Here is a 25,676-nt window from a genome sequence, read left to right on the forward strand (position 1 = left end):
TCCGGGCAATCACCGGTCCGCGCGCCGATCCCTTCCGGTTCCCGGAAAGGTCTGGTATTCGGGGCCCGGTCGGGGACGCTGTTCGACCCCGCCATCGGCTTCACCGTCCGCCGCCGGTGCGCGCCGGTGCTGGACCTGCCCGAGCACTACTACCTGGACGCGTTCTTCTTCCGCAGGGCCATCGCGGGGATCCTGAACGACGGCGTCGCCGCCGGCATCTGGACCGACCGGGACGCCGCCCGCCTGGCCCGGATGTTCACCTCACAGAACGCCCTGCGCGCCTACGACCTCCCCACCCGCCCGACCTCGGCTCAGGGGGCGTCGGGATAGGTGTATTGGCCGTCCTCCTCGTCCCATTCCAGGTCGATGTCGTCCACGTGGACGCGCCATTCGGCGTCCGGGAGGGCCCGGCGCAGGCGGGGAAGGGCGACGCGCATGTAGTGGTCCAGCTGGGCGTACATGGGTTCCATGCCGCATTCGCTGTGGGAGACCTTGCTGGAGCCGGCGAGGACGACCCGGGGGTCGTTCTCGTCGGGCTTGTACAGGTGCAGGCCCTCGCAGAACTCCCAGGCGTCGGCCATGTGGGCGGGGACGAGGTTCTTGGCCTTCCAGCCGGCGAGTTTGGTGTTCAGGCCGGCGAAGAGGGCCTCGTTCGACTCGGTGACGATGTCCTGAACGCGGTCGCGTTCCTCGTCGGTGAGTGCGGTGCCGCGGGTGGCGGTGTAGTAGATCGACACTCCCATGAGGAGCAAGGGTGCCACGGAAGCGCGGCACCCCCGCCGACAGGGTCACAGCGTCGGATAGTCCGTGTACCCACGGTGATCGCCGCCGAAGAACGTCGCCGGGTCGGCCTCGTTGTACGGGCCGCCGGCCTTGACGCGGGCGACCAGGTCCGGGTTGGCCAGCCAGTAGCGGCCCAGGGCGACGGCGTCGGCGACCCCCTCGCGCAGGGCCTCGACCCCCAGCTCGGGGGTGCCGACCTCGGTGTCCGGGGTGGGGTGCGGGGCGACGACCAGGGTCCCCGGCCACTCCCGGCGGAGGCGGCGGGTGGTCTCCCGGTCGCCGGTCTCCATGACGTGGACGTACGCCAGGCCGAGCGGGGCCAGCGCCCGTGCCAGCGCGACGTAGAGGTCGGTGGTGTCACTCTCGGTGATGCCGTTGATCTCGTTGCCCGGGGACACCCGGATGCCGACCCGCCCGGGGCCGATCGCCTCGGCGACCGCGCGGGAGACCTCCACCGCGAAACGGATCCGGTTCTCGACGGAGCCGCCGTAGGCGTCGGTGCGGCGGTTGCTGCCGTCGGCGAGGAACTGGTGGATCAGGTAGCCGTTCGCGCCGTGCAGTTCGACCCCGTCGAACCCGGCGTCGACCGCGTTCCGCGCCGCGTCGGCGAAGTCCCGCACCGTCCGGGCGATGTCCGCCGGGGTCATCTCGCGGGGCGTCGGGTGGTCCAGCATCCCGTCCGGGGTGAACAGCTGGACCCCGGACGGGATCGGCGACGGGGCCACCGGCAGCGCCCCGTCCGGGTACAGCACCGGGTGCCCGATCCGGCCCGAGTGCATGAGCTGCGCGAAGATCCGGGCACCGGCGGCGTGCACCGCGTCGGTCACCTTGCGCCAGGCCGCCACCTGCTCGGCCGAGTGCAGCCCCGGGGTGTCGATGTAGCCCTGGCCGATCACGCTCGGCTGGACGCCCTCGGTGATGATCAGCCCGGCGGCGGCCCGCTGCGCGTAGTACTCGGCGGTCAGCTCGGTCACCAGCCCGCCGGGGGTGGCGCGGCTGCGGGTCATCGGGGCCATGAAAAGCCGGTTGGGCAGCTCGATCCCGCCCACGGTCACCGGCTCGAACAGCTCGTTCACGGATCCTCCACAAGGTCGTTGCGACTGGTCACGACGCTACGAACGGCCGCCTACGGGGCGAATCCGTAATGTTTCGGTAGTCGGGCACGTAACTTGGGAGGCGTGCTCTACGGGCGGGACACCGAGCAGGCCGAGATCGACCGGCTGCTGGCGGGCGTGCGCGCGGGCCGCGGCGGAGCCCTGGTGCTGTGCGGCGAGGCGGGCATCGGCAAGTCGAGCCTGCTGGAGTACGCCGCCGCGCACGCGGAGGGCATGCGGGTGCTGCGCGCCGTGGGCTTCGAGGCGGAGGTCGACCTGGCGTTCGCCGGGCTGCACCAGTTGCTGTGGCCGGTGCAGGACCGCGTGGACCGCCTGCCCGACGCGCAGGCCGCCGCGCTGCGGACCGCGCTGGGCTCGGCGACCGGGGCGGCCGACCGCTTCACCATCGGCCTGGCGGTGCTGACCCTGCTGGCCGACCTGGCCGGTGACGGCCCGGTGCTGTGCCTGGTGGACGACGCCCAGTGGGTGGACTCCAGCACGGTCGAGGCGCTGCTGTTCGCCGCCCGCCGGGTGACCGCCGAGGGCGTGGCGATGATCTTCGCCGCGCGGGAGGGGGCGCTGCGCACCGCCGGGCTGCCGGAACTGGCGCTGGCCCGGCTCGCGCCCGACGACGCCCGGCGGCTGCCCGCCGTCCAGGGGCTGCCGCCCACGCTGCGGGAACGGGTGATCGCCGAGTCGGCGGGCAACCCGCTGGCGCTGGTCGAGTTCGCCGCGGTGCGCCGGATCCCGAACGGGCCCGTCCCGCTGCCGGTGGCCGACCGGGTGCTGGCCGGGTTCCGCGCGCAGATCGCCGCGCTGCCCGAGCGGACCCGGCTGATGCTGCTGATCGCCTCGGCCGAGGGACGCGGCTACATGCCCTCGCTGCTGGGCGCCGCGCGGCGGTTCGGGGTGGGCCTGGACGACCTGGAGGAGGCCGAGCGGGCCGGGCTGGTGGAGGTCACCGGCGACTCGATCGGCTTCCGGCATCCGCTGATCCGCGCCGCCGCCTACCAGGACGCGGTGACCACCCGGCGGGTCGAGGTGCACCGGGTGCTCGCCGACACCGCCGACGAGCCCGGCTGCCGCGCCCGGCACCTGGCGTCCGCCGCGCTCGGCCCGGACGAGGAGGTGGCCGCCGAGCTGCAGCGGGCGGCCGAACGGGCGCTGGCCCGCGGCGGCCACGGCCCCGGCGCCGCCCTGTTCCGCCAGGCCGCCGACCTCACCCCCGAGCCCGCCGCGCGCGCCCGCCGCCTCGGCGCCGCCGCCTCCGCCGCGTTGCGGGCCGGGCGCGTCGAGGAGGCCGGGGAGCTGGCCGACCAGGCCGAACGGCTGGTCGACGACCCGGCCGAGGCGACCTCGCCGGCACGGGTGCGGGCGGCCGTGGAGTACGAACGCGGTGACGCCCGCGCCGCCGCCCGCCTGCTGGTGCGGCACGCCCGGCACGCCCCGCCCGCCGAGGCGCAGGCCATGCTCCGCACCGGGGCGCTGTACGCGTGGGCGGGCGCCGACCTCGACACGGTACGGGCCGCCGACGAGGAGCTGCGGGCGATCGGGCGGGACGACCGGGTGGTGGCGGGCATGGCGCGGCTGGCCGCCGGGGACCACGCCGCCGGGCTGCCGCCGCTGCGCGAGCTGGTCGCCGAGGCCCGCCGGGCGCTGCCGTCCGCCTCCGCCGCGGACCTGACCCAGGCCGTTCACCTGGGGCTGGTCATCGGGGACGACGCGGCGGCGCTGGAGCTGGCGACCGCCGCCGTGGCCCGCTGCCGCCGGGACGGGCAGGTCGGGGCGCTGCCCGACCTGCTGGAGGCGCTGGCGCGGGCGCAGGTCGACGCCGGGCTGCACCGGGAGGCCGAGGCGACCGTCGCCGAGGCGGCCGAGCTGGCCCGCACCCTCGGCATGCCGCACCGCGCCGACCGGCTCGCCGCGGTCACGGCCCGCGTCGCCGCGATCGAGGGCGACGGGGAACGCCTGCGCGCCCTGGCCCCCGCGGACCCGGTGGACGACGCCCTCGCCCTGCTGGACCTGGGCGCGGGCCGGTATCCGGACGCGCTGCGGCGTCTGGCCGGCATCGCGGGCGGCCCGCGGCGGCACACGGCGGGCGGGATCGTGTCGGCCGCCGACCATGTCGAGGCGGCGGTCCGCGCCGGCCGGCCCGAGGACGCCCGGGAGCCGATGCGGCGCCTGCGGGCGTGGGCCGACGCCGGGGGCGGGGCGTGGTCCCGCGCCCTGCTGCTGCGCTGCCGCGGCCTGCTGGAGGACGCCGAGGAGCCGTACGCCGAGGCCGTCCGCGCGCACCGGGACACGGGCCGCCCGTTCGAACGCGCCCGCACCCAGTTGCTGTACGGGGAGTGGCTGCGCCGGGCGCGCCGCCGTTCCGACGCCCGCGACGTGCTCCGCCCGGCGCTGGAGACCTTCGAGTCCCTGCGGGCCGGGCCGTGGGCCGAGCGCGCCCGCGCCGAGCTGCGCGCCGCCGGGGACGCCGTCGTGCCCGCCCGCGCCGCCGCCCCGGACCTGCTGGCCCGTCTCACCCCGCAGGAACGCCAGGTGGTCCGGCTCGCCGCCGAGGGCATCAGCAGCCGCGAGATCGCCGCCCAGCTCTTCCTGTCGCCCCGGACGGTGGAGTACCACCTCTACAAGGCGTATCCCAAGCTGGGCGTGTCCTCCCGCCGCGAGCTCTCCCGCCTGCAGCTGGAGCCGATCTAGCCGGTCGTGCAACGAAGTTGGCGTGTCGGTGGGCGACGTGGCCGCGCCCCCGGCATTACAAAGGAAATCATCCCCAGTTGAGTGATCTGTGGGAAAAGTTCGAATCCATCAGTGCAACGCGCACCCCGTTGGGCGGGTGAGAACGATGACCGCACCGGGAACCGGCGAGAAGTCCTGGGCGCATGAGGACCTGCAGCCCTCCGCCGCCCCCGCCGGGACGGACCCGATCGCCAACAGGCCGGGACAGCACGGCTTCTTCATGATCGGCACCGAGGCGCTGTTCCTGTGCCACATGCCGATGTTCACCATGGAGCGCCACATGTACCAGGTGGTGCTGCGGGCGTCGCTGCCCGGGGAGGTGATGGAGGAGTACCGGGCGGGCCGCCGGGCCGATCCCAAGCTCGCGTTCAACCTGATCAACTCCGGCGACGACCCGTTCAGCCTGCCGCAGCTCAAGAGCGGCCGGCGGACGGAGTTCCGGGCGGACCTGTTCCGCGACAACGACGGCGAGCGGGGCGAGCCCGTCGGCGATCCGTTCGCCACCGGCATCCCGGTGACCGTCGAGAACGTGGTCCACTTCCGCCACTTCAACGCCGACCTGCCGCGCCCGCACCACATGACGTACCTGCTGTTCGGCGCGGGCGGCCAGGCGCACCTGTCGCACTACATCGCGCAGGACCCCGACTTCCAGCACATCCTCACCCTCGGCTCCGTCCCGTCCTGGGTGTCCCCGGAGCAGCTCGAGGCCGGCGTCCTGCTCACCATCCGCGACATGCCGAGCACCCCGATCCCCTGCGCCCCGTCGCTTCCGGAGGGCGAGTGCCCCGTCCTGTACGAGGGCCGTTCCGACGCCCCCGCCGTCCTCGACATGACCGGCGCCCACGACGTCTGGTTCAGCACCGCCAACCTCCTCAACGCCGAGGACCCCTGCTGACGACGGGATTCTCCGCATTCGCGCGGATGGAGATCGGGAGAACGGCCCTGCGTGCGCGCCTTGGCGGCAGGCGGCATTGACCGGAGAGATCACTTCGCCTCAAGTCAGCTATTGCCGACTTGGCGGCGGATCAATGGTCAATGATTGACGATTTTCCGGGCCGGTGAGCTGGTTTGGCCGCCGACCAGCGGTGGTTATATCGCGTCGCGCCGACCGCGTCAACAACAGATCTTGCCGGGTGGTGGACGGGCGGTTATCGTACGGTTATCTAATAGGAAAGTTTCCTATTAGATGGAGGTTCCGATGCCACGCGCCCCTCCGTCTCCCCAGCGTGCGCGGCCCGCCGCAGGTGAGGAGCCGCGGCCCGTTCGCCGCGCCGCGATCGCCGGGGCTCGTCCACGCCCCGGTCTGCCACCCGCACAGCCGGTGGCCCCGACGGAATCCGACCACCCTGGAGAACAAGGAACCCCCGCATGAAGAAATCAAGACGCAGGCTCGCCGCCATTGCGGCGGGCGTGGGAATCGCCCCGCTCGTCACCGTGATCCTCCCGGCCACCGCGGCCAATGCCCACGGCTACGTCCTGTCTCCGCCGAGCCGGCAGGCGCAGTGCGCGCAGGGAATCGTCCCGTGCGGACAGATCAAATGGGAGCCGCAGAGCGTCGAAGGTCCCAAGGGGCTGCGCAGTTGCAGCGGCGGAAACGCGCGGTTCGCCGAACTCGACGACGACTCCAAGGGCTGGCGGGCCACCGTCGTCGGCCGGACGGTGACGTTCACCTGGACGTTCACCGCCCCGCACCGCACCAGGGACTACGAGTACTACATCGGCGACCGGCGGATCGCGGTGTTCGACGGCGGAGACCGGCAGCCGCCGTCCAGCGTGTCCCACTCGGTCTACCTCGGCAGCGTGAGCGGCCGCCAGAAGGTGCTGGCGGTCTGGAACATCGCCGACACCCCCAACGCCTTCTACGCCTGCGTCGACCTGGACGTCCGCTGACGTCCCCCACCCGGAGCCCGCTCGAGACGGACCCCGGCGGGCACCGGGGAACGGATGCCCGGACCGGCGGCCGCGGCACACCGCGCCGCCGGTCCGGGCATCCGGCCCATCGGGCATGTGGGGGGAGCCCACAAGGTTCCGGGAAAGCATGGGGCGCACCGCCATGGTGGCGGGGGACTCCACTCCGTAGCTTCTGTGGCCATGACCGACCCTGTTGCGATCCCGGACCTGTCCGGCCGCCGCGCCCTGGTCACCGGGGGCGCCAGCGGCATCGGCCGTGCCTGCGCCCGGCGGCTGGCCTCCGCGGGCGCGGAGGTGGTGATCGCCGACATCAACGCCGAGGCCGCCGGGAAGGTCGCCGCCGAGCTGGGCGGGCGCGCGGTGGTCGCCGACCTGGCCGACCTCGACGCGCTGGACCCGGTGCTGGCGGCCGCCGCCACCGCCGACGTCGTGGTGAACAACGCCGGCTTCCAGCACGTGGCGCCGATCGAGGAGTTCCCGCCCGAGACGTTCGGCCGGATCCTGCGGGTCATGGTGGAGACGCCGTTCCGGATCGTCGCCGCCGCCCTGCCGCACATGTACCGGGAGGGCTGGGGGCGGGTGATCAACGTGTCCAGCGTGCACGGGCTGCGCGCCTCGGCCTACAAGTCCGCCTATGTGGCCGCCAAACACGCCCTGGAGGGGCTGTCCAAGGTCATCGCGCTGGAGGGCGCCCCGCACGGCGTCACCTCCAACTGCATCAACCCCGCGTACGTGCGCACCCCCCTGGTGGAGGGGCAGATCGCCGACCAGGCCGCCGCGCACGGCATCGAGCCCGGCGAGGTGGTCGAGCGGGTGATGCTGGGCCGGGCCGCGGTCAAGCGGCTCATCGAGCCCGAGGAGGTCGCCGAACTGGTCGCCTATCTGTGCGCCCCGCAGGCCGCGATGATCACGGGTTCGCATCTGACCATCGACGGCGGATGGACGGCGGGTTGATTCTGTCCCGTATGAGTCTCGAGTTCTTCCTGGAGTTGCTGGCCCGCGAGGCTCCGGCGGTCGAGTTCGAGGCTCCCGTCCTGGAGGCGCGGGCGGCCGGGGCGAGCCCGGAGACCCTGGAGAGGCTCGAGCACGGCAAGCGGATCGCGCTGCAGATCCGGGCCACCCTGGAACGCCGGGCCCGCCGCGAGGCCGAGCTGGCGGCATTGTTCGAGACCGCGAGCGACCTGGCCGGGCTGCGGGACCTGGACGCGGTGCTGGAGGCGATCGTGCGGCGGGCGCGGCGGCTGCTGCACGCCGACGTGTCGTACATGACCCTGAACGACGACGAGCGCGGCGACACCTACATGCGGGTCACCGACGGGTCGGTGTCGGCGGCGTTCCGGGCGCTGCGGCTGCCGCTGGGGGCCGGGCTCGGCGGGCTGGTCGCGCAGACCGGCATGCCCTACACCTCGGGGTCCTACCTGTCGGACGACCAGTTCCGGCACACCACCGAGATCGACACCGCGGTCGCCGAGGAGGGACTGGTCTCCATCCTCGGGGTGCCGATGCGGCTGGGCTCCCGGTCGATCGGGGTGCTGTTCGCCGCGCACCGCACCGACCACCCGTTCGCCAAGGAGGAGGTGGCGCTGCTCAGCTCGCTGGCCGCCTACGCGGCGGTGGCGATCGACAACGCCCGGCTGCTGGCCGAGACCCGCGCCGCCCTGGAGGAGCTGAGCGCCGCCAACGAGGTGATCCGGGCGCGCGGCGACGCGGTGGAACGCGCCGCGCAGGCCCACGACCGGATGGCCGACCTGGTGGTGCGCGGCGCGGGCGTGGCCGACATCTGCCGGGTGGTCGTGGACGTGCTGGGCGGCACGGTGTTCGTGCTGGAGGGCGACGCCGTGCTGGCGTCGGTCGGCGGCGAGCCCGACCCGGCCGACCTGGCGATCGCCGCCGACCTGGCCGCCGCCTCCCGCACCACCGGCCGTACCGTCTCCCGGGGCGCGCTGCGGGTCGCGACCGCCACCGCCGGCGCGGAGACCCTGTGCACGCTGGTGCTGCGCTGCGCCGGCGAGCCGTCCGACACGCTGTCCGACATCGACCAGCGGATCCTGGAACGCGCCGCCATCGTGATCGCCCTGCTGCGGCTGATCCAGCGCAGCGTCGCCGAGGCCGAGGGCCGGGTGCGCGGCGACCTGCTGCGCGACCTGCTGGACGGCCGGATGATCGACCGGCAGACGATGGCCGACCGCGCCAGGCGCGTCGGGGTGGAGCCCGGCGACCGGCACGTGCTGGTGGTGGTCCGGCACGACGCCGACGACGAGACCGGCCGCCGCCGCGCCGCGTTCTGGGCGGCCTCCCACGCCACCGCCCACCACGGCCTCTTCCAGGTGCAGGGGGCCGAGATCATCCTGCTGCTGCCGGGTGAGGACCCCGGCGAGACCGCCCGCGGCGTCGCCCGCGAGCTGGGCCAGTCCCTCGGCGCGCCCGCCACGGCGGGGGCCGCCGGGCCCGTCACCGCCCTGGAGCCCCTGACCGCCTGCTACGAGGAGGCCAAGCGCTGCGCCGACGCCCTGCTGGCGCTGGGCCGGCGCGGCACCGGGGCCGGGGCCAGGGAACTCGGCTTCGTCGGCCTGCTGATCGGCCACGACAACGACGTCACCGGCTTCGTCGAGTCGGCCCTCGGCCCCGTCCTGGACTACGACGCCAAACGCGGCACCGAACTGGTCGCCACCCTCGACGCCTACTTCGGCTGCGGCGGCGCGCTCAGCAAGACCGCCGCCCGCCTGCACATCCACACCAACACCGTCACCCAGCGCCTGGAACGCGTCGGCCGCCTCCTCGGCCCCGGCTGGCAGGAGCCCGAACGGGCCCTCGAACTCCAGCTCGCCCTGCGCCTGCACCGCCTGCGCCTGGAATGAGGAACGGCCCGGGGGACGCGCCCCCGGGCCGTTGTCGCAGGTGGTGTCAGCACTTCACCCAGTGGCCTGGGCTGGTCTGTCTGATGCTGCTGGTCGTGTAGATGTTCCACAGCCCGAGGTATTCGTTGGAGCCGTTGGCGTAGGTGTTGCCGTACAGGGCGTACGCGCGGCCCGCCGTGGTGTGCGCGTAGTTGCTGGCGGTCACGCACTCCAAGGTAGGGGTGGGCGTCGGGGACGGGGGCGGGGCGGAGCCGGTGAGGGCCTCCACCATGTTGAGGATGGTCTCGATCTGGGTGCCGCCGTGCTGCGCGTACCGGGTGTCGCCCTGGTAGGCCCACCAGTTCCAGCAGCCGTTCGGGTTTGTCAGATCGGTGGTGGGGATCGCCTGCGGGTACAGCACGATCATGTCGTTGGTGTCGGCGTACTCGTTCAGGTACGCGTACCGCATGAACTTGTCGCCGAACGACTGGTACCGGTAGCCCTGCTTGCAGCCGTGCAGCGCCACCATCAGACGGCACTGCGCCCCGTTGGCGCAGTCGTCCGGAACGTAGGCGAACCCCTCGTCGCCCATGCTGATGGCCGACGCGTCACCGCCCACCGCGTAGTCGTTCTGGTCGAACTGGATCAGCGTGCCGTTCAACTGTGACGCGGGCGCGTTCACGGGGGCGCCGAACAGGTGCGCCAGCATCTGGCCGGGCGGGTCGTCCCCACAGTTGTTGATGAACGGCGAGGCCGTGCTGGTGCAGCTCACGGGGCCGATGGGGGAGACCCACGCGTGGCCCGAGGTGGTCTTCCGGTACGAGACCCGCGCCCCGAGGCTCTGGTAGTAGGCGGCCAGGTCGTCGTTGACCGCGCGCACCACCGTCTGGTCGTTCGACCCGTGGTACAGGTACACCGGGTCGCCCGACAGGTTCGCCACCGGATCCACCGCCCCGCTGCTCGCCAGCGAACGGGTCTCGGAGACCAGTTGCGCGGGCGTCTTGCGCGGCATGTACGTCTGCATGCAGGCGTTCAGCGCCGTCGCCAGGTCGCCCTGCGCGCACCGGTACGGCCCGGCCGAGAAGATGCCCGCGCCCTGGAACACCCCCGAGTAGGCGACGTGCAACTGGTTGGCCATGTAGCCGCCGGACGACACCCCGGACACGTACGTCGCGCCGATGTTGTACGAGCGCAGGTCACCGGCGGTCGGCGGCGGCACCGCCGCCAGGGCCGCGGTGGCGAGCACTCCGGTGACGGCGGTCGCGATCGCCGCGGTCAGCGCGGACAGGCGCAGTCTCATCATCGGCCTCCCGTCAGCGGGCAGGTGGTGACCACGTCGCCGTCCGGTCGGGGCAGGGTCGCCGATGCGGGCGGGCGCACGCCCCGCGTGGTCCACGCCTCCAGGGCGTCGAACGCGTTGTGGTAGCAGGGCAGCAGCGGGCGCAGGCGGTCGGGGAACGCGTCGTACAGGCCGTCGGTGTGGTTGCCGTCCTCGATCCGGTAGTAGCGGTGCAGCGCCGAACGGCCCTGCCGCCGGATCATCGCGGCGTAGTGGTCGGAGTCGGCGTCGATCGGCAGCAGGGCGTCGAGCGTCCCGTGGATCGTGATCATCGGGCGGCCGATCTCGCCGGTGAGGGAGATCTTCCGCACCGCCTTGCGGACCTCGTGCGGCCGGGAGTCGTAGTCGTAGTCGGCGTCGCAGGACGGGGTGCCCGGCGCGCAGTACGGGATCCCCGCCTGCAGGTCCCCGTCATAGGCCGGGTCGATCTCCTCGCGGTAGATCCGCTGCGTCAGGTCCCAGTACACCTGCCTGTGGTAGGGCCACAGGAACGACGACGCGGCCGGATACACCTTCTCCGGCGACCCGCTCAGCACGGTCGGCAGGAACTTCAGCAGGTTGGGTCCCCTGTCCGACCACAGGGTGCCCTCCCAGTCGATGCCGCCGGTGTAGAGCTCGGGGTGCTTCTCCAACTGCCAGCGCACCAGGTAGCCGCCGTTGGAGACGCCCGCCGCGTAGGTCCGGCTCGGCGTCCTGCCGTAGCGGGCCTTGACGACCTGCCGGGCGGCCTTGGTGAGCTGGGTCAGCCGGAAGTTCCACTCGGCGATGGCGTCGCCGGGCCGGTCGCCGTCCTTGTAGAACTCCAGCCCGCTGTTGCCCTTGTCGATCGCCGCGTACGCGTACCCCTTGGCCAGCGCACGGTCGGAGATGGTGAAGTCGTTGGCGTACTGCCGCCGGTTGCCCGGCGTGCCCGCCACCACCAGGCCGCCGTTCCACCGCTCGGGCAGCCGGATCACGAACTGGCTGTCGTGGTTCCAACCGTGGTGGGTGTTGAACGTGGAGTCGTCCGGGAAGTAGCCGTCGATCTGCATCCCCGGCACGCCGCTCGGGTTGCGCGCCCCGGCCGGGTGCAGCCCGGCGTAGTCGGCCGGCACGGTGTGGCCGGAGGCGACGGTCCCGGCGGTGGTCAGGTCGTCCAGGCAGGCGATGACCTGGTGCTCGGCACCCGGAACGGTCACCTGGGGACAGGAGTCGGCCGCCGCGGAACGGGCCGGGACGGCCACCGCGCTCGCGACCAGCGCGGTCGCGAGCAGGGGTCGGATGATCGGCATCACGCCTCCTCCAGGGGGTGGATGCCGTCATCCTGGGCAGCCGCTGTGGCCCGCACCACGTCACACCGGCACACATTCGCCTCGGCGCGCATGTGCCCCGCCGCCACGGCGTGCCCGGTGCGCCACGGTCGGGGACTCCGGCCGGGTAATCGGCGGCGCGGCGGCCGGCGGACCCGGAACGCCGCAGGGTCGGGGCCCGTCGTCTCGTCATGAGCCGTCCCGGTGGTGGGAGGCCGGGCCGTCGATGGCGGCGACCCCATGTGCCCGGCGGCCATAACCCCGGCGTCGCCGATGTGATGTCGAACATCCACACAGCTTCCGCCGGGTTTGTGGGGTGACACGACATGGTGAGCACCGTTCGGGGTTGCCATAGTGTCCCGCGTCACAACGACCGATGTGGGCCGGATCACCGGATTGCGGCCCGCGTCGTCCACCCTGAGGAGGTCCAGGACCATGACCGGTGCCATCCTGACGGCGCGGGGTCTGGCCAAGGAGTTCCGCGGCTTCCGCGCCGTCGACGGCGTCGACCTGGACGTCGCCGAGGGCAGCGTGCACGCCCTGGTCGGCCCGAACGGCGCCGGCAAGACCACGCTGTTCAACCTGCTCACCGGCTTCCTGCCGGCCACCGAGGGCACGATCGCGCTGGGCGGCCGGGACCTGACCGGGCGGCGTCCCGAGCAGGTCGCGCGCGCCGGGCTGGCCAGGTCGTTCCAGATCACCAGCCTGTTCCCGGAGCAGACCGTGCGGCGGCACCTGGAGCTGGCGCTGGCCGGGCCGACCGGGCTCGGCTGGCGGTTCTGGCGGTCGGACAAGGCGCTGGCGAGGTTCTCCGACCGGGCCGACGAGCTGCTCGACCAGGTCGGGCTGCTGGAGTTCGCCGACCGGCCCGCCGGGACCCTCGCCTACGGCCGCAAGCGGGCGCTGGAACTGGCGCTCGCGCTGTCCCTGGACCCCAAGGTCCTGCTGCTCGACGAGCCCACCGCCGGGATGGGCACTGAGGACGTGGACCGCACCGTGGAGCTGGTCCGCCGGGTCCGCGAGGGCCGGACCGTGGTGATGGTCGAGCACAACATGTCCGTGGTCTCCAGCCTCGCCGACCGGGTCACCGTCCTGCAGTCCGGGCGGGTGCTGGTCGAGGGCCCGTACGCGGAGATCCGCCACGACCCGCGCGTGATCAGCGCCTACCTGGGAGACGCCGATGCTCACCGTTGAGAACCTGTCCGCCTGGTACGGCGAGGCCCAGGTGCTGCGGGAGGTGTCGCTCCAGGTCGCCGAGGGCGAGATCGTCACCCTCGTCGGCCGCAACGGGGCCGGCAAGACCACCCTGCTGCGCTGCGTCATGGGCCTGCACGCCCGCGCCACCGGCGCGATGTCGCTGCACGGCACCGACCTGACCGCCCTGCCCCCGCACCGGAGGGCCAGGCTCGGCATCGGCTGGGTGCCCGACGACCGCGGCATCTACGCCACCCTCTCGGTCGAGGAGAACCTGCTGCTGCCGCCCGCCACCGGCCCCGAGCCCTGGTCGATGGAGGAGATCTACGCGGCGTTCCCCCGGCTCAAGGAGCGCCGGAAGTCCCCCGGCACCCGGCTGTCGGGCGGTGAGCAGCAGATGCTCGCCATGGCGCGGGTGCTGCGCACCGGCTCCCGGCTGCTGCTGTGCGACGAGCCCACCGAAGGGCTGGCGCCCGTGATCGTCCAGCAGATCGGCGACATCATGCGCCGGGTCAAGGCCCGCGGCGTCACCGTCCTGCTGGTCGAGCAGAACGTGCACTTCGCCACCTCCGTCGCCGACCGCCACTACCTGCTGGCCGAGGGCCGCGTCGTCGAGTCGCTCGACAACGCCGAGGTCCGCGCCCGCCAGAACGAACTCCTCGAACACCTCGGAATCTGACCCCGGTAGGAGAAGAAGATGAAGGCAAAGGGTCTGACCATCGCCGTCGCCACCGCCGGCGCCCTCCTGGCCGGCTGCGGCGGCGGTCCCGGCGGGGGCGGGGGGGAGATCAGCGACGGCGGCGTCACGCTGGCCGTGCTCAACGACCAGACCGCGATCTACGCCGACCTGTCCGGCAAGAACAGCGTCACCGCGGTCGAGATGGCGGTCGCCGACTACAAGGCCAAGTACGGCGACAAGGCGGTGGCCGACAAGATCGAGGTGATCTCGGCCGACCACCAGAACAAGCCGGACCTGGCCAACTCCAAGGCCCAGGAGCTCTACGACCGGCGGCGCGCCGACGTGATCCTGGACGTGCCGTCCTCGGCCGCCGCGCTGGCGGTCGCCAACCAGGCCAAGGCCAAGAAGAAGATCTTCATGGACATCGGCGCGGCGACCACCGAGCTGGAAGGCAGGCAGTGCAACAAGTACACCTTCCACTACGGCTACAACACCTACATGCTGGCCAACGGCACCGGCAGCACGGTCACCGCGGACGGGGCCAAGAACTGGTACATCGTCTACCCGGACTACGCGTTCGGGCAGGACATGAACCGCAGCTTCACCGCCGCCATCCAGAAGGCCGGCGGGACCGTGGTGCGCAGCGACCCCACGCCGTTCCCGAACGACAACTTCTCCACGTTCCTGCTCAAGGCCCCCAACCTCAGCCCCAAGCCGCAGGTCCTCGGCACCATGCAGGCCGGCGGTGACCTGGTCAACCTGGTGAAGCAGTACAACGAGTACAAGCTCCAGGACAAGGGCATCGACCTGGCGGTCGGGCTGATGTTCATCACCGACATCCACTCGCTCGGCCCCGACGCGCTGGCCGGCACCAAGTTCACCGACCCCTGGTACTGGAACGCCAACCCGCAGAACCGGGCGTGGGCCGACAAGTTCATGGCCAAGACCGGCAAGCGCCCGTCGTTCGCGCACGCCGCCAACTACTCGGCCGCCATGCAGTACCTGGAGGCCGTGCAGCGGGCCGGCACCGACGCCTCCGACGCGGTGGTGGCGGAACTGGAGGGCCACAAGTTCAACGACGTGTTCGCCGACAACGCCGAGATCCGCGCGGCCGACCACCTGCTGCTGCACGACGTGGAGCTGGCCGAGGTCAAGCCGGCCGCCGAGGTCAAGGAGCCCTGGGACTACGAGAAGATCCTGAAGACCATCCCGGCGAACCAGGCGTTCCAGCCCGTCAGCGGAAGCTGCAGGCTCTGATGATCGAGCAGGCTTTCAACGGCCTGGTGGGCGGGGCGTTCTACGCCCTGCTCGCCCTGGGCCTGGCGGTCATCTTCGGGATGCTGGGCGTGGTGAACTTCGCCCACGGCGCGTTCTACATGCTCGGCGCGTTCGGCGCGTTCATCCTGCTGGACTCGTTCGGGATCGGCTTCTGGGCGGCGCTGGTGATCGTGCCGGTGCTGCTCGGGCTGGCCGGGGTGGTGCTGGAACGGCTGCTGATCCGGCGGCTGTCGGGGCTGGACCCGCTGTACGGGTTCCTGCTGACGTTCGGGCTGGCGCTGATCCTGCAGGACCTGGTCAGGCGGCAGTACGGGGTGCAGTCCCAGCAGTACGCCCGGCCGGAGCTGCTGAACGGCACGCTGAACCTGGGGCTGTTCGACTACCCGGCCTACCAGGTGTTCGTGCTGGCGCTGTCGGCGGTGGTGTGCGGCGCGGTGTGGCTGGCGCTGACCCGCACCAAGATCGGCATGATCGTCCGGGCGTCCACCGAGAAGCCCGAGCTGACCCGGGCGCTGGGCATCGACGTCTCGCGCTGGGTGACCCCGGTGTTCGGGTTCGGGATCGCGCTGGCGGGGCTGGCCGGGGTGCTGGCCGCGCCGATGCGGGCGATCAACCCGCTGATGGGCGGCGACCTGATCATCGTGGTGTTCGCGGTCGTGGTGATCGGCGGGCTGGGCTCGGTGTTCGGCTCGGTGGCGGCCGGGTTCCTGATCGGGGTGGTCTCGGCGCTGGGCAACCTGTACGTCCCGGCGCTGTCGCAGACGCTGGTGTTCATCCTGATGGCGGCCGTGCTGCTGTGGCGCCCGGCGGGCCTGTTCGGACGGCAGGAGGGCCTCGTATGATCATCCGTCTGCTGGCCCGGCGGCCGGTCGCGCTGGGGATCGGGCTGGTCGTCGCGCTGGCGCTGCCGTGGCTGATCTATCCGCCGGTGGCGATGGACATCATGGCGTGGGCGCTGTTCGCGGTGGCGGTGGACCTGCTGCTGGGGTACGGCGGGCTGCTGTCGTTCGGGCACGCGGCGTTCTGGGGGACCTCGGCGTACACGACCGGGCTGATCGCGCTGCACACCGGGCTGCCGTTCCCGGTGGCGATCGTCGGCGGGGCGCTGGCGGCGGCGGTGCTGGCGGTGCCGATCGGCTACCTGGCGGTGCGGCTGTCCGGCATCTACTTCGCCATGGTGACGCTGGCGTTCGCCCAGATGATCTACTTCATCGTCAACCAGTGGCGGGACGTGACCGGCGGGGAGAACGGGCTGCAGGGGGTGCCCCGGGAGTTCTTCGGGATGGACCTGTCGGACCCGTTCTTCTTCTACTACGCGGGCCTGCCGTTCGTGCTGTTCGGGTTGTGGGCGGCCTGGCGGATCGTGCGCAGCCCGTTCGGGCAGGTGCTGGTGTCGATCCGCGACAACCCGTCGCGGGCGCGGGCGCTGGGCTACCCGGTGGACCGGTACCGGCTGCTGGCGTTCGTGCTGTCGGCGGCGCTGGCCGGGCTGGGCGGCGGGGTGTTCGCCATCAGCCACGGCTTCGCCTCGCTGCACGACGTGTACTGGACCACCTCCGGGCAGGCGGTGATGATGGTCATCCTCGGCGGCATCGGCACCCTGTGGGGCGCGGTGCTCGGCGCGGCCCTGATCGTCACGCTGAACGACTACCTGGCCACCGCCGGGTTCGAGGAGACCGGCATCGTCACCGGCGTCATCTTCGTGCTGATCGTCATGCTGTTCCGCAAGGGCATCTGGGGCACCGCCCGCGACCTGCTGGCCTCTCGTCCCAAGGGCGACGAGCCGGCCGCGGAGCCCGCCGCGAAGGCTCCGGCGGAACCCACCGAGGCGGTCGCGAAGAGGTCGTAGGCGTGAATTCCCGGGGCCGGTGGGCGGGGCTCGCCCACCGGCCCTTCGCCGTCCGCTAGCCGACCTGCCGCATCCAGTGGCCGCCCGCCTGCCAGCCGGTGAAGCGACGGGCGTGCGGCGCGGTGCCGTCGTCGAGGCTGCCGCCGGTCAGGACGTGGCGGAGCCCGGCGACCACCGGGTCGAGGCGCGCCACCACGTGTCCGGGCTGCCGGTCCAGCTCGTCCTGGATCCAGGCGGTCACGGCGATCTGCTCCTTCAGGCCGCACAGCGACAGGAAGAACAGCGCCTGCCGCCACGCGTACGCGGCGTCCTTGATGGCCGGCAGCGGACGCGGGTTGCGGTGGACGCGGCCCACCAGCCGGCAGGCGGTCGTGAACGCCCGGCGCGCCAGGTCGTCCCAGCCCGGGGCGGGGTCCGCGCCGATCGGCCCGGCCAGCGCGGCCAGGTTGTGGGTGGTCAGGATCTGGGCCTGCTCGATGACCATGCCGTTCTGTGCCACCGGACCCCACCGCTGCGCGGGGACGCCCGCACGGCTGTGGCACAGCCGGTCGAAGCCCGCCGAGACCCGCTTGCCGTGCTTGCGGCGGAGCGGGCCGTCGCCGAGTTCCCGGACCGCCGCGTAGTCGATGCCGTAGTACCGCTCGTAGAGGGTGCCCTCCAGCAGGTCGGCGGCGAGCCGGGCCGCCTCGGCGAACTTGGCGGTGAACGTGCCCATGAAGATGTCGGCCGCCAGCTCCTCGGTCAGCGGGACGTCCACGCCCGCCTGCCGGGCCAGCGCCGCCAGCTCGCCGATCAGCGGGTTCGGCAGGATGGTGCCCGGGAAGCCCTGCAGCGCCAGCTCGCCCAGCTGCCTGAGCACGGTGCGGGCGCTCTCCCGGGTCGTCCCGTCGCGGCGGCGGTGGCGGGCGACGGCCTCGACCCAGGGCAGCTCACCGATCCGCACCTGGTGCTCCAGGTTGAGCAGCAGCAGCGACCGGCGGTTGCGGAACGCACGGTAGGTCGCCGCCATCAGGGTCCGCAGCGCCTCGTCCCGGTAGGCCAGCGCGGTCGTGCCCGCCACGAGCTGGGGGGTCAGCTCCGCCAGCACCTCGGCCGAGGGGACGACGCCCCGTTCGACCAGGACGTCGATGGGGGCCTCCAGCGCGTCCGCGACGATGCGCCGCATCGAGTCGGGCAGCTGTGATCCGGCGGGCACGCGGGTGCGGCGTTCCTCGTCGTCGGTGACCGGGGCGATGAACGGCTCGACCGCCGGCAGGGGTTCGTCCCCGGGGATCGCCGACAGGCGGGCCAGCACGATCTGCGCCAGCGCGTGATGGGTGGGCCGGGCCGCCTGGGCCGCCTGCTCCTCGCGCAGCGCGGCATGCCCGGGGGAGCCGGGTGCGCCGCGCTTGGCGACCATCGAGTCCACGGCGTGCCGCAGCAGGCGGGGCGGCTCGCGGTCCTCCAGCACCGCCTCCAGCGCCGTCCGCAGGATCGCGAGGTTCTCCTTGGGATTGCGGTGCTTGCCGCAGTGGGGGTGCTCCTCGGCCAGCCTCCGGTAGCGCCGGATCAGCTTCTCGCCGCGCTCGCGCCAGCCCTCCGGCTCGACCGCCCCGACCCGTCCGTCCCGGACCGTCTCCAGCCAGTGCGCCAGCAGTTCGTCGGCGAACGGGTTCCACACCGTCAGCGCCTCGCGCTGCGCGGCGATCGGCGCGGGCGTCCGCTTGGCCGCCAGCCGCCCGCTGATCTCGCCGACCGTCCACCGGTGCGCCAGGGTCGCGTCCCGGGGCGGCGTCTTGGTGGGCCGGGGCAGGAAGCGCAGCCGGTCGGCGAACGGCCCGATCTCCTCCAGCACGTCCAGCGCCGCCGCCCGGTCGCCCGCCCGCAGCAGCCACGCCACCGTCAGCAGCGCCGCCTCTTCGGGAACGGTGACCTGGTACCGGCCACTGTCCAGCAGCTCGCCCAGCTCGGCCAGGCCCTCGTCGGTCAGGTAGTGCCCGAACAGCGCACGCCGTTCCGCGGGCACCCCCGCGCGGCGGGCGGCCTCCTCCTCGTACGGCTCCAGCGGACCGCCCGCGGCGGCGTTCCCGGTGGCGAACCCGCCCCGGACCACCTCGGGCGTCACCCAGGCGGGCAGCCCCTCGACCGGGGTCCGCGACCCGATGGACAGGGTCCCGTCCGCCATCCCGGAGAGCACCTGGAGCCAGCGGTCGATCCGTTCCTCCGCCCGCCGCCGGGTGTCCGCGTCCTCGTGGGAGGCGGCGGTGACGAGGGCCTTGGCCACCTGCGTCCGGGCGTAGCCCGGACCCACCTGGAGCTGTGCGTCGTCGCTCATGCCAGCGTGGCGGGATCCGCCCCCGCGCCCTCCGGGTTGAGAGCCCGGCGCTCTGACTGACTGAGCTACACGCTGCCGTGCCGCCGACGTGGCGGGTTCCGCCCCCGCGCCCTCCGGGTCCCGAGCCCGGTGCTCTGACTGGCTGAGCTACACGCCGATGCCCGGCCAGGCTAGAAGCGCCGTCCGATATGCCGCAACGGAATTAACCGGTCAGATCAGCCCCATGGCGAGCATCGCCTCGGCCACCCGCGTGAACCCGTCGATGTTGGCCCCGGCCACGTAGTCCCCGGGCATCCCGTAGGCGTCGGCGGTGGTCATGCAGCGGGTGTGGATGTCCTTCATGATCTGGTGGAGCCGTTCCTCGGAGTACTCGAACGACCAGGAGTCGCGGCTGGCGTTCTGCTGCATCTCCAGCGCGCTGGTCGCCACCCCGCCCGCGTTGGCGGCCTTGCCGGGCCCGAACGCCACCCCCGCCTCCCGGAAGATCCGCACCGCCTCCGGCATCGTCGGCATGTTGGCGCCCTCGCCGACCGCGATGCAGCCGCCCTCGACCATCCGCGCCGCGTCCGCCCCGGTGATCTCGTTCTGCGTGGCGGAGGGCAGCGCCACCTCGCACGGCACCTCCCACACGCTGCGGCCGGGCACGAACACCGCCCCGCTGCCGGCCCGCAGCCGGGCGTACTCGGAGATGCGCTGCCGCCGGACCTCCTTGACCTCCTTGAGCAGCTCCAGGTCGAGGCCCTTCTCGTCGACCACGTAGCCGGTGGAGTCCGAGCAGGCCACCACGGTCCCGCCGAGCTGGGCGGCCTTCTCGATCGCGTGGACGGCGACGTTGCCGGACCCCGACACCACCACCCGCCTGCCGTCGAAGGAGGTGCCGCGCGCCCGCAGCATCTCGTCCACGAAGAACACGCACCCGTACCCGGTGGCCTCCCGGCGCACCTGCGCCCCGCCGTGCAGCAGCGGCTTGCCGGTCAGCACCCCCGACTCGTACCGGTTGGTGATCCGCTTGTACTGGCCGAACAGGTAGCCGACCTCCCGGCCGCCCACCCCGATGTCACCGGCCGGCACGTCGGTGTGCTCGCCCAGATAGCGGTACAGCTCCGTCATGAACGACTGGCAGAACCGCATGATCTCGGCGTCCGACCGCCCCTTGGGGTCGAAGTCCGAGCCGCCCTTGCCGCCGCCGATCGGCAGCCCGGTGAGGCTGTTCTTGAAGACCTGCTCGAAGCCCAGGAACTTGACGATCCCCAGGTTCACCGAGGAGTGGAAGCGCAGCCCGCCCTTGTACGGCCCGAGCGCGCTGTTGAACTCCACCCGGAACCCGCGTTCGACGTGCACCTCCCCGCGGTCGTCCTGCCACGGCACCCGGAAGATGATCTGCCGCTCCGGCTCGCAGAGCCGCTCCATGATCTTGGCCTCGGTGAGCTCGGGATGCTTGGCGATGGCCGGCCCGACGCTCTCGAACACCTCCCGGACCGCCTGGTGGAACTCCAGTTCCCCGGCGTTCCGCCGGACCACCTGCTCGAAGATCGGCTCAAGCCTCTCGTGCACGCCCTGTCCCCCCGCTCGGTTGCCCGCCAGCCTAGTCACGACCTCTCACGGCGGGGAAATGCCGAAGTGAGAAGGTGTAAAAGGTGACAAACGGGCGAGATGCGTCTCGTCGGGCTCCTTTCACGCCACGCCGAGGAGGGCATGGGCGCGGCGGCGGTCGGAGCGGAACTCGGCGGTGGGACCGCGGTGCACGATCCGGCCCTTGCTCATCACCACGACCTCGTCGGCCAGGCGGAACGCCAGGTGCAGGTCCTGCTCGACCAGGACGGCGGAGATGCCGTCGTCGCGCAGGCGCTCCAGCACCTCGGCGACCTGGTCCACCACGGCGGGCGCCAGCCCGTCGGACGGCTCGTCGAGCAGCAGCAGGCGGGGGCCGCGCAGCAGCGCCCGGCCGATGGCGAGCATCTGCTGCTCGCCACCGGACAACTGGTCGCCCCGGTTGGCGCGGCGCTCGGCCAGCCGGGGCATCAGTTCGTAGACGCGCTCCACCGTCCAGGGACCGTCGCGGCGGGGCGCGGCGATCCGCAGGTTCTCCTCGACGGTCAGCGGCGCGAACACCCGGCGGCCCTGCGGCACGATGGCCACGCCGCTGCGGGCGACGGCGTGCGCCGGGGCCCCGGCCAGTTCCCGTCCGGCGAGGCGGACGCTGCCGGAGTAGGGCCGCAGCATCCCCATCACCGTGTGGACGAACGTGGTCTTGCCGGCGCCGTTGCGGCCCAGCAGCGCCACCACCGACCCGGCGGGGACGGTGAGGTCCAGGCCGTCGAGCACGGTGCCGCCCGCGTACCCGGCGTGCAGGCCGGAGACGGTGAGCAGATCGGTCATCGGGCACCTCCGGTGAACAGGTCCTCGGTGCGGGCGGCGCCCAGGTAGGCCGCCCGCACCGCCTCGTCGGAGCGGATCGCCGCGGGCGGCCCGGAGGCCAGCACGGCGCCCAGATGCAGCACGGTGACGCGGTCGGCCAGCCGGAACACCACGTCCAGGTCGTGCTCGACGATGACAACGGTCAGGGTGCGGGGCAGTCCCTCCAGCAGGGTCACGAACCGTTCCGTCTCGGCGGCCGACATCCCCGCGGTGGGCTCGTCGAACATGACCACGGCCGGTTCGGCGGCGAGCACCATCGCCACCTCGAGTTGCCGCCGCTCCCCGTGCGACAGGGCGGACGCCATGTCGTGGGCGCGTCCGGCCAGCCCGACCGACTCCAGGTGCTCCAGCGCCCGCGTCTGCGTCCGCCGGAACCCGCGCGCCGGCCGGTCGAACCGGTGCGCGACCCGCTGCACCCGCTGCACGGCCAGCGCCACGTTGTCCAGCACCGTGCAGCCCAGGAACAGGCTGGAGTGCTGGTAGGTGCGCAGCAGGCCGCGCCGGGCCCGCTCGGACTCCGGCAGCGCCGTCACGTCCCGCCCGTTCAGCAGCACCCGCCCCGAGGTCGCCCGCAACGTTCCGGCGACGGTGGCGAACAGCGTCGACTTGCCCGCGCCGTTCGGGCCGATGAGCGCGTGCCGCTCGCCCTTCGCGACGGTCAGGTCCACGTGATCGACGGCGGTCAGCGAGCCGTACGAACGGGTGAGGCCCCGCAACTCCAGCACCGGCGTCATGACCGCACCTCCTTGCGGCGGGGCCGGGCCAGGCCGGCCAGCCCCCGGGGCATCAGGAACACGACCGCGACGAACACCAGTCCCAGCACCAGCGCGCCGTGCCCGCCGACGTAGGCGGACAGGTTGTCGCGGACGAGCAGCACGAGCGCCGCGCCCAGGCAGGGCCCCCACAGGCTGCCCGAGCCGCCGATCACGACGCTGAGCAGCGCCAGCGCGGCGACCTCGAAGCCCAGGTCACCGGGGGACACGAAGCGGGCCTGCGCCGCCCACAGCGCGCCGCCCACGGCCGCGACCGCCCCCGCCAGGCAGAAGACCCCGAACTTGGCCGGCCCGGGCCGGTAGCCCAGTGCCCGCATCCGGGCCTCGTTGTCGCGGATGCCGCGCAGCGTCCGCCCGTACGGGGACCGCACCACCAGCACCACGGCCGCGAACGCCGCCGCGGCCACCGCCAGCACCCACCAGTAGACGAACCCGGCCGCCGGGAGCGCGGCGCCGAACACGCTGACCGGCGGCATCCCGGCCAGCCCGTTGCCGCCGCCCACCAGCGGCCAGGTGTCGGCGAGCTGGTGCACCGACTCGCCGATCGCCAGCGTGAGCATCAGGAACACGATCCCGTGCGCCCGCACCGCGATCCACCCGGTGACGGCGGCGGACGCCAGCCCCGCCAGCAGGGCCGCGGCGACCTGCACCGCCCCGTCCGAGGTGAGGTGGACGCCGACCAGCGCGGCCGTGTACGCGCCCACCCCGAAGTAGGCGGCCTGCCCCAGCGTCGGCATCCCGGTGACGCCGGTCAGCAGGTCGACGCTGAGCACCAGCACCGCGAACGCCAGCATCCGCGTCATCATCGACACCGGGTAGGCGCCGAGCACCAGTGGCGCGGCCACCAGCAGGGCCGCCACCGCCACCGCGACCACCGCGCCGCGCCGGACCGGGCGGCGCCCGCCCGTCACGCCCGCCGGTGCGGGCGCCGTCGTTTCCATGGTCCTCATGCGCGCACCGCCGTGGGAGTGGGGAGCAGCCCGGCGGGCCGCACCAGCAGCACCACCGCCATGGCCGCGAACAACAGGAACGAGGCGTACTCCGGCAGCAGGGCGACCCCCAGCGCCTGCACCTGCCCGATCAGCACCGCGCCGAGCAGCGCGCCGCGCACCGACCCGAGCCCGCCGACGACGACCACGACCAGCGCCAGCAGCAGCACCTTCTCGTCCAGGCCGGGCTGCGCGCCCAGGATCGGCCCGGCCAGCACCCCGCCGGCCGCCGCCAGCGCCGCCCCCGCCGCGAACACCCCGACCAGCACCCGGCCGGTGTTGACGCCGAGCGCCGACACCATGGCCCGGTCGGCGACCGTGGCCCGGATCACCGCGCCGAGCCGGCTGCGTTCGACCAGGTGGTAGACGGCGACCGCGAGGACCGCGCCGAACGCGATGACCAGCAGCCGGTACACCGGATAGGTCTCGCCGAGGATCCGCACCCCGCCGTCGAGCGGGGCGGGCGCCGCCGGCGAGTGCACGTCGCTGCCGAACACCACCGTCAGCGACTCCGCGACGACCAGCGCCACACCGAGCGTCAGCAGCGCCTGGTCGAGGTGGTGCGGTGTGGCCCGGGTCATCCCCGCCAGCGCCCCGCCGAGCACCGCGCCCGCCACGGCCGCGCCCAGCACCGCCGCAACGAACATCGCCGGGCTCGCGCCGTCCCCGGGCAGCGCGACCGCGACGTACGCGCCGACCAGGTAGATCGCGCCGTGCGCGAGGTTGAGGACGTCCATCATGCCGAACACCAGCGACAGGCCCAGCGCGACGGCGAACAGCAGCGACCCCATCGCCAGCCCGTTGAGAACGGTCACCAGGTACGTGTCCATGCGTCAGCCCAGCTCACGGACGACCGCGTTGACGAAGGAGCCGTCACCGGCCCGGACCTCCCGCAGGTAGTACTTCTGCCGGGCGTCGTGGTCGGCGTCGAAGCTCCACGGCCCGCGCGGGCTGTCGATGGCGCCGATGCCGCCGAGCGCCTTGGCGATGTCCTCGCCGCCGGTGCCGCCCGCCCTGGCGATCGCCTTGTCGAGCGCGGCGGCGGCGTCGTAGGCCTGCACGGAGTAGACGGTGGGGAGCTCCTTGTACTCGGCGCGGTAGGCGTCGACGAACTCCTTGTTGCGCGGGGTGTCGAGCTCGGTGGAGTAGTGCAGGGAGGTCTTCACGCCGACCGCGGCCGCGCCCTGCGCGTCGAGGACCCCGCCCTCGGTGAGGAATCCGGTTCCGTACAGCGGGATCTCGTCGGCCAGCCCGAACTGCCGGTACTGCTTGACGAAGTTCACCGCCTCGGCCCCCGCGTAGAAGCTGTAGACCGCCTCGGCGCCGGAGCTGCGGATCGCCGACAGGTACGGCTGGTAGTCCTGGGTCTTGCCGAACGGCGTGTACTTCTCCCCGGCTACCTTGCCGCCGGCCGCCTCGAACGCCCTGCGGAACCCGCCGACCATCTCCCGCCCCGCGGCGTAGTCGGCGGTGATCAGGTAGACGCCGCCGTCGACCTCCTCGGCCACGGCCGGGCCGAGGGCGGCGCCGACCTTGCCGTTGGCGAAGCTGGTCCGCCACACGTACGGGGAGCGGCGGTCGCCGGTGATGGCGTCGGCGCCGGCGTTGGCGACCAGCAGCGGAACCTTCGACTCGTGGAAGAAGTCGCGCAGGCCCAGCGCGGTGGCCGAGTTGACCACCCCGACGACGGCGGTGACCCGGTCCTGGGTGACGAGCTTCTGCGCGGCGGGGACGCCGGTCTGCGGGGTCTCGCCCTCGTCGACGGTGGTGACCCGCACGGTCCGGCCGCCGAGCTTGCCGCCGTGCTGGTCGAGGTAGAGCTGGAAGCCGTCGCGCATGTCCTCGCCGAGCGGGGCGTACACGCCCGACAGCGGCACCAGCAGACCGAGCCTGACCTCGTCGCCGGGACCCCCCGATCCGGTCTGGCCGAGGCTGGAGCCGGCGCAGCCGGACAGCGCGAGGGCGCCGGCGGCCAGCCCGCTGATCGTCGCGGTGCGGCGGAGGGAACGGAGAACGGCGGAGAGAACACCCATGGCGCCTCCTCTGGGGGTGGAACGCCGACCGTCCGGTCGGCGGAACTGGGCCCAGAATCTACATGTAATAGCAGTCACGTCAATAGTTTGTCTTAGATCTGTCCTGGGTGGATCGGCTGTTCACGTGCAGTGACACTGCCGTCTGGATGTGAGA

The 25,676-nt window shown here is 72.9% G+C and carries 22 protein-coding genes and 2 tRNA genes; 11 read left to right on the forward strand and 13 right to left on the reverse strand.

What is annotated here, in order from left to right; all coding sequences use genetic code 11:
- Positions 1-126 precede the first annotated feature (126 nt).
- Positions 127-330, forward strand: coding sequence for a hypothetical protein (locus HNR21_RS07615; RefSeq protein WP_119726694.1), 204 nt, complete (start codon positions 127-129; stop codon positions 328-330).
- Here HNR21_RS07615 and HNR21_RS07620 read toward each other — a convergent pair.
- Together HNR21_RS07620 and HNR21_RS07625 are read right to left on the reverse strand one after the other, a co-directional pair.
- Positions 312-743, reverse strand: a complete 432-nt coding sequence (locus HNR21_RS07620) for a hypothetical protein (protein ID WP_182704611.1) — start codon at positions 741-743, stop codon at positions 312-314. The genes HNR21_RS07615 and HNR21_RS07620 overlap by 19 nt on opposite strands.
- 45 nt (positions 744-788) lie before the next feature.
- Positions 789-1,859 carry an alkene reductase gene (locus HNR21_RS07625; protein WP_182704612.1) on the reverse strand — a complete coding sequence of 357 codons (1,071 nt, stop codon included), beginning with the start codon at positions 1,857-1,859 and terminating at the stop codon, positions 789-791.
- A 102-nt stretch (positions 1,860-1,961) separates the two neighbouring features.
- Between HNR21_RS07625 and HNR21_RS07630 the strand changes: the two genes are divergently transcribed.
- The 5 genes from HNR21_RS07630 (at position 1,962) to HNR21_RS07650 (ending at position 9,388) form a co-directional block, all read left to right on the forward strand.
- Positions 1,962-4,580 carry an ATP-binding protein gene (locus HNR21_RS07630; protein ID WP_182704613.1) on the forward strand — a complete coding sequence of 873 codons (2,619 nt, stop codon included), beginning with the start codon at positions 1,962-1,964 and terminating at the stop codon, positions 4,578-4,580.
- A 145-nt stretch (positions 4,581-4,725) separates the two neighbouring features.
- Positions 4,726-5,514: a hypothetical protein gene (locus tag HNR21_RS07635; protein WP_182704614.1), complete on the forward strand. Its 789-nt coding sequence runs from the start codon at positions 4,726-4,728 to the stop codon at positions 5,512-5,514.
- Positions 5,515-5,987: 473 nt separating this feature from the next.
- Positions 5,988-6,509: a lytic polysaccharide monooxygenase auxiliary activity family 9 protein gene (locus HNR21_RS07640; RefSeq protein WP_119726699.1), complete on the forward strand. Its 522-nt coding sequence runs from the start codon at positions 5,988-5,990 to the stop codon at positions 6,507-6,509.
- A 201-nt stretch (positions 6,510-6,710) separates the two neighbouring features.
- Positions 6,711-7,484: a 3-hydroxybutyrate dehydrogenase gene (locus HNR21_RS07645; protein WP_182704615.1), complete on the forward strand. Its 774-nt coding sequence runs from the start codon at positions 6,711-6,713 to the stop codon at positions 7,482-7,484.
- 11 nt (positions 7,485-7,495) lie between these two features.
- The gene (locus tag HNR21_RS07650; RefSeq protein WP_119726702.1) at positions 7,496-9,388 is read left to right on the forward strand and encodes a helix-turn-helix domain-containing protein; all 1,893 of its coding nucleotides are present in this window, start codon (positions 7,496-7,498) and stop codon (positions 9,386-9,388) included.
- Positions 9,389-9,434: 46 nt separating this feature from the next.
- Here the strand turns inward: HNR21_RS07650 and HNR21_RS07655 are convergent, their stop codons facing one another.
- Positions 9,435-10,670, reverse strand: a complete 1,236-nt coding sequence (locus HNR21_RS07655; RefSeq protein WP_182704617.1) for an extracellular catalytic domain type 2 short-chain-length polyhydroxyalkanoate depolymerase — start codon at positions 10,668-10,670, stop codon at positions 9,435-9,437.
- On the reverse strand, positions 10,667-11,977 hold the full coding sequence (locus tag HNR21_RS07660) for a tannase/feruloyl esterase family alpha/beta hydrolase (RefSeq protein WP_182704618.1): 1,311 nt from the start codon (positions 11,975-11,977) through the stop codon (positions 10,667-10,669). The genes HNR21_RS07655 and HNR21_RS07660 overlap by 4 nt, the downstream gene beginning before the upstream one ends.
- Positions 11,978-12,430: 453 nt before the next feature.
- Between HNR21_RS07660 and HNR21_RS07665 the strand changes: the two genes are divergently transcribed.
- The 5 genes from HNR21_RS07665 to HNR21_RS07685 are packed head-to-tail and all read left to right on the forward strand — an operon-like array spanning position 12,431 to position 16,995.
- A complete protein-coding gene (locus tag HNR21_RS07665) occupies positions 12,431-13,189 on the forward strand; it encodes an ABC transporter ATP-binding protein (protein ID WP_182704619.1) in 759 nt (252 codons plus the stop codon).
- Positions 13,176-13,868, forward strand: coding sequence for an ABC transporter ATP-binding protein (locus HNR21_RS07670; protein ID WP_182704620.1), 693 nt, complete (start codon positions 13,176-13,178; stop codon positions 13,866-13,868). Before HNR21_RS07665 ends, HNR21_RS07670 begins: the two co-directional genes overlap by 14 nt.
- Before the next feature lie 18 nt (positions 13,869-13,886).
- Positions 13,887-15,125: an ABC transporter substrate-binding protein gene (locus tag HNR21_RS07675; protein ID WP_182704621.1), complete on the forward strand. Its 1,239-nt coding sequence runs from the start codon at positions 13,887-13,889 to the stop codon at positions 15,123-15,125.
- Positions 15,125-15,988 (forward strand): branched-chain amino acid ABC transporter permease, encoded by an 864-nt coding sequence (locus HNR21_RS07680; protein WP_182704622.1) that lies wholly within the window; start codon positions 15,125-15,127, stop codon positions 15,986-15,988. Before HNR21_RS07675 ends, HNR21_RS07680 begins: the two co-directional genes overlap by 1 nt.
- Positions 15,985-16,995: a branched-chain amino acid ABC transporter permease gene (locus tag HNR21_RS07685; protein ID WP_182704623.1), complete on the forward strand. Its 1,011-nt coding sequence runs from the start codon at positions 15,985-15,987 to the stop codon at positions 16,993-16,995. The genes HNR21_RS07680 and HNR21_RS07685 overlap by 4 nt, the downstream gene beginning before the upstream one ends.
- Positions 16,996-17,050: 55 nt before the next feature.
- Here HNR21_RS07685 and HNR21_RS07690 read toward each other — a convergent pair whose 3' ends face one another.
- The 9 genes from HNR21_RS07690 to HNR21_RS07730 form a co-directional block, all read right to left on the reverse strand.
- A complete protein-coding gene (locus HNR21_RS07690; RefSeq protein ID WP_182704624.1) occupies positions 17,051-19,309 on the reverse strand; it encodes a hypothetical protein in 2,259 nt (752 codons plus the stop codon).
- A 1-nt stretch (position 19,310) separates the two neighbouring features.
- Positions 19,311-19,384: transfer RNA gene (locus HNR21_RS07695), tRNA-Glu, on the reverse strand.
- A gap of 8 nt (positions 19,385-19,392) precedes the next feature.
- A tRNA-Pro gene (locus HNR21_RS07700) sits at positions 19,393-19,466 on the reverse strand.
- A gap of 53 nt (positions 19,467-19,519) precedes the next feature.
- On the reverse strand, positions 19,520-20,863 hold the full coding sequence (gene gdhA, locus HNR21_RS07705) for an NADP-specific glutamate dehydrogenase (RefSeq protein WP_119726711.1): 1,344 nt from the start codon (positions 20,861-20,863) through the stop codon (positions 19,520-19,522).
- Positions 20,864-20,983: 120 nt separating this feature from the next.
- Complete coding sequence (locus HNR21_RS07710; protein ID WP_220500069.1) at positions 20,984-21,688, reverse strand: ABC transporter ATP-binding protein; 705 nt, start codon at positions 21,686-21,688, stop codon at positions 20,984-20,986.
- A complete protein-coding gene (locus HNR21_RS07715) occupies positions 21,685-22,461 on the reverse strand; it encodes an ABC transporter ATP-binding protein (protein WP_182704625.1) in 777 nt (258 codons plus the stop codon). The genes HNR21_RS07710 and HNR21_RS07715 overlap by 4 nt, the downstream gene beginning before the upstream one ends.
- Positions 22,458-23,450, reverse strand: coding sequence for a branched-chain amino acid ABC transporter permease (locus tag HNR21_RS07720; RefSeq protein ID WP_182704626.1), 993 nt, complete (start codon positions 23,448-23,450; stop codon positions 22,458-22,460). The genes HNR21_RS07715 and HNR21_RS07720 overlap by 4 nt, the downstream gene beginning before the upstream one ends.
- The gene (locus HNR21_RS07725) at positions 23,447-24,319 is read right to left on the reverse strand and encodes a branched-chain amino acid ABC transporter permease (RefSeq protein ID WP_182704627.1); all 873 of its coding nucleotides are present in this window, start codon (positions 24,317-24,319) and stop codon (positions 23,447-23,449) included. Before HNR21_RS07725 ends, HNR21_RS07720 begins: the two co-directional genes overlap by 4 nt.
- Before the next feature lie 3 nt (positions 24,320-24,322).
- A complete protein-coding gene (locus tag HNR21_RS07730) occupies positions 24,323-25,522 on the reverse strand; it encodes an ABC transporter substrate-binding protein (protein WP_182704628.1) in 1,200 nt (399 codons plus the stop codon).
- Positions 25,523-25,676: the final 154 nt, after the last annotated feature.

This window comes from Thermomonospora cellulosilytica, assembly GCF_014138835.1.
GTDB classification, from domain to species: domain Bacteria; phylum Actinomycetota; class Actinomycetes; order Streptosporangiales; family Streptosporangiaceae; genus Thermomonospora; species Thermomonospora amylolytica.